The sequence below is a fragment of the Protofrankia sp. CiP1_Cm_nod2 genome, assembly GCF_920664355.1.
Classification (GTDB): Bacteria; Actinomycetota; Actinomycetes; order Frankiales; family Frankiaceae; genus Protofrankia.
Genome location: NZ_CAKKTL010000366.1, coordinates 1 through 2,753, shown reverse-complemented (window position 1 = coordinate 2,753; position 2,753 = coordinate 1). Strand labels below are relative to the sequence as shown.

The 2,753-nt window shown below is 72.4% G+C and carries 2 protein-coding genes and 1 pseudogene; 2 read left to right on the top strand and 1 reads right to left on the bottom strand.

The genetic code is table 11. From position 1 onward, the window contains the following. Positions 1 to 650 precede the first annotated feature (650 nt). The gene (locus tag NBW84_RS23425; RefSeq protein ID WP_250287461.1) at positions 651 to 908 is read left to right on the top strand and encodes a helix-turn-helix domain-containing protein; all 258 of its coding nucleotides are present in this window, start codon (positions 651 to 653) and stop codon (positions 906 to 908) included. A gap of 282 nt (positions 909 to 1,190) precedes the next feature. On the opposite strand, the gene NBW84_RS23420 is transcribed toward NBW84_RS23425, so the two are convergent. Beyond that, positions 1,191 to 1,763 carry a hypothetical protein gene (locus tag NBW84_RS23420; protein ID WP_250287458.1) on the bottom strand — a complete coding sequence of 191 codons (573 nt, stop codon included), beginning with the start codon at positions 1,761 to 1,763 and terminating at the stop codon, positions 1,191 to 1,193. 650 nt (positions 1,764 to 2,413) lie between these two features. On the opposite strand from NBW84_RS23420, the pseudogene NBW84_RS23415 reads away from it, so the two are divergent. After that, positions 2,414 to 2,753, top strand: a pseudogene (locus NBW84_RS23415) (LysM peptidoglycan-binding domain-containing protein); the annotation flags it as partial.

Below are 2,753 nucleotides of genomic sequence, written 5' to 3'. Positions count from 1 at the left end.
GGGCCGGCGCGAGCCGGATGACGGACATGTCCGACGCACACCCTGATCGCTGAGGGTACGGGGTCCGCGACGGCGCCCGTGGACGAGGGCCCGCGGAACCGGCGGATCCGGGCCGGCGCGCCCATTACTCTCCTGGCCATCACCACCTCTTCCGACCGCCACTTCCCGATCAACACACCCCAATCCGCGGCCCCACGTCACCACTTGACGATCACCGCGTTGGGGCTGCCGTCCTCGGCCGCCGCCTCCGGACGGCAGCGCCCGGGGACAGCACCGTCCCGAGCGGTGCCGTTCCCGGGCCGTGCCCCGTCCCCGGACCGCCGCCCCTGGGGCGTCGTGCTCCGGGCCCCTGGCAGAGGTCCTCGAACATGCCGCGCGGCGGCGCGGCAGCGGCCCTGCCGGGCCTCCCCGGTGGGGCCCGGGTTCCGTGATCGACGCCGTCCGCCGCCGCGGCACCCGGCAGCGCGGCCCAAGTCCGCTGACGGACCGCGACCAGAGGCCCGCGACGCCGTGGTGGCGGAGCCCTGGAGCCCTGGAGCCCAAGGCGAACAGCACCTGTTATCCACAAGCGGAGGCATTCACAGGCGATTTGGACCTGCGACTCTGATACACAGGAGACACGACCCATCCATCGCCAGGGAGACAGGCCGATGAACGAGCGTTTCCTTCAGCTCAGCGATGTGGCGGAGATCCTCAACATCTCGTCAAGCCAGACGTACGCGCTGGTCCGCTCGGGTGAACTCCCCGCCATAAAGATCGGCGGACGCGGACAGTGGCGAGTCGAACGCAGCGAGCTTGAGGGATACATCCAGCGGGCATACGAGCAGACCCGCGCCTTCGTGCTCGCCAACCCCCTCGGCCGCGGTGAGACGCTGCCGGACGAGGAGTTCCCCGGCCTGCACGGCTGACCGGGGCCGGAAGCAGGCCCGGCCTGGATCGCCCGGACCGGTTCCCGGCCCGTCCCGCCAGATCGGCGCCGCCGGACCAGCGCTACGGCCCCGGCCGCCGAAACCCCGGCCCGGCCGGAGCGCCGCCGCCGCGACCGCCACTTCATCGGTGGGAATCCCGTAGCGCGAAGAAGCACGCCATGACGTCGTCAGCGCTCCGGGAGCGCCAACAGCCTTTCCTGCGACAGCGTCCTGCGCGACAGCGCCCTGTCCTGCGTGACAGCGTCCTGGCGCGGCAGCGGCTCACACGGTCCGGCGGACGAAGCCGATCGCGGCCAGTGGGATGGTCCGCACCGCGCGTACCGACCGTGCCCTGCGGAACTCGTCGTCCAGATGCTCGGCCACTTCGACGAAGTCCGCCCCGACCCGGTCGACAGTGCCCCGCACCGGGGTGCCGTCCGCCAGCACGGCCACGCACGGTGAACGGTCCCGCGCCACACCCCGCAGGACATAACGCAGATCCAGCCGGACCGCCAGCGGGCCCTCGTGGCCGGGATGCGCCGACAGCGCGGCCAGGCCATGCACCCACAGCACGCGGTGTAACGGCACCAGCGCCTCGTGGGCCGCCGGCTCCCGCAGCAGCATCCAGTCCACCCCCAGCGCGGTGAGCCATCCGGTCAGGACGCTGTCGGACTCCCGCCCGACAACCTCGACGCCCACCCGCAACGACGAGCCGATCGCCGGCCGCAGCCGGTCGATCAGACGCAGGTACCCGGCCTCGCGCCGGCTCCTGTCGATGAGCTCGGCGTCGAGCTCGGCCGCCTCGGCCGCCTCCCACTGCGTCTCAAGATCGGCGAAAAGCGCCTCCCAGCGCACCCGTCCCTCCCTCTTCGCTCCCGGACGCCGCCGCGGGCGCCTGCCCATGCGCGGGCCCGAGCTCCGGCCGGCCGCTGGGCGTCCGGCCGGCAACCGCCGGAGCGGCGCAGCCGGACGCGCGGCGCGGCGGCAGCGGATACGGCCCGGAACGCCAGCCATCGCCAGCCATGTAACCATGTGTAGCCATACAGGCGGCGGTATCCGTTGGCGGGCACCGGCCGCCGGAGACGATCCACGCGAACGTGCCGCCGGTATACGCCTGCCTGACCGAAAAGCGCGTGACGGCCCACCCTGCCTGCCTGGGGCATGCACCACGCAGCGGTCATGGACGGTGTCCGCACCCCATGACCGGTGCCCCAGCAGGGTGGCATGGACCGCTCCCGCGTGTCCAGCCAGTGGGAGCGGGCCTGCGGCGAGCGCTGGACGCGGGCACACGGCGATCATGATGGACACCGGCCGCGGACACCGTCGGACCCGCGGACGGCGAGCAAACCATCCAACCGAGGTTGACATCAACCCTTCAGGGGTTTACACAAGCAAACGAACCCAAACGAAGCTTTCCAAAGATCAAATGGGCCAATGGATCAACGGCTGGATGATTCTTTCCGTGCCGCCGACGGATCAGGCCCCCGAATCACCGGGAGTTGCCGATGCCAGCCGTCCGGCGCGTGCTCGTCTTCCTGACGGGAGCGGCCGCCGCGACGGCACTGGCGATCATCCTGATCGCGGTCGGGCCGGGGCGAGCGGATCTCCCGTCCGGCTTCTCGGCGGTGCCCGACTGGGTCACGGCCGATCCCGAACACGCGCTGGTGACCGTTGTCGGCCTCGCCGCGTGGGCCTGCCTGCTGTGGCTGTGCGCGGGGTTCGTCCTGGCCGCGCTCGCCGCGCTGCCCGGCGGCGGCGGGCGGGCCGCGGCGGCCGCCGCCCGGCGCATCCTGCCCCGAGCCCTGCGCCACATGGCCGAGGTGGCGCTCGGCGTCACCCTTGCGG

What these genes read in the sequence shown, in the direction of transcription:
- NBW84_RS23425 (WP_250287461.1), top strand. Translation starts at nt 651, where the DNA reads ATGAACGAGCGTTTCCTTCAGCTCAGCGATGTGGCGGAGATCCTCAAC.